The organism is Bradyrhizobium campsiandrae, from assembly GCF_014529705.1.
GTDB lineage: Bacteria > Pseudomonadota > Alphaproteobacteria > Rhizobiales > Xanthobacteraceae > Bradyrhizobium > Bradyrhizobium campsiandrae.
The window spans coordinates 1-628 of the sequence record NZ_JAANIH010000176.1 but is presented as its reverse complement, the minus strand read 5'-3'; the positions used below and the strand labels follow the sequence as shown (position 1 = coordinate 628).

The window sequence follows — 628 nt, the reverse complement described above, 5'->3', positions numbered from 1 at the left end:
TCGAGGACGCGATCGACGTCGAGGACGACCATGAGCTGGCCGTCGAGACGGTGGACGCCGCCGGCGAGCTTGGCCATGCGGGGGTCGAGGTTGACGGGGTTCTCTTCCTTGCCGTCCTCGGGCAGGCGCAGCACCTCGCCGATCTGGTCGATCAGGAGGCCATAGGATTCGCCGCGCAGGTCGACGCCGACCGCCATCGGGGTCTTGCCGTCCTCGTCCCTGGGCAGGCCGAGGCGGGAGCGCATGTCGACCACGGTGACGATGCGGCCGCGCAGGTTCAACACGCCCGCGATCTCGCGGCTGGCCAGCGGCACGCGGGTGACCCGCTCGGGCATGAACACGTCCTGGACGCGGGAGATCGGCAGGCCGAACAGCTGGCCGCCGATCATCGCGGTGACGTATTCGACCATGGCGCCTTCGCCAATTTGCGTCTTCTTGTTGCTCATCTCGTCTCTCCTTGAGGCGCTCAGGCTGCCGCGCGGCTCAGCTCGGAGGCGCCGGCGGCACCCGCGGTCTGCTCCTTCAGCGCCGCGATCAGACCGGGACGGTCGAACTTGGCGACATAGTCGTGGAAGCCGGCCTGACGGCCGCGCTCGATCGCCGCCGGCGACACCAGCGCCGACAGGCC

Annotated in this window: 1 protein-coding gene; it reads right to left on the bottom strand. The window is 69.6% G+C overall.

The window, feature by feature from the left end; genetic code table 11:
* On the bottom strand, positions 1–446 hold a 446-nt coding region (locus G8O24_RS42575; protein WP_188108420.1), incomplete at its 3' end, for a chemotaxis protein CheW.
* Between the last annotated feature and the right edge of the window lie 182 nt (positions 447–628).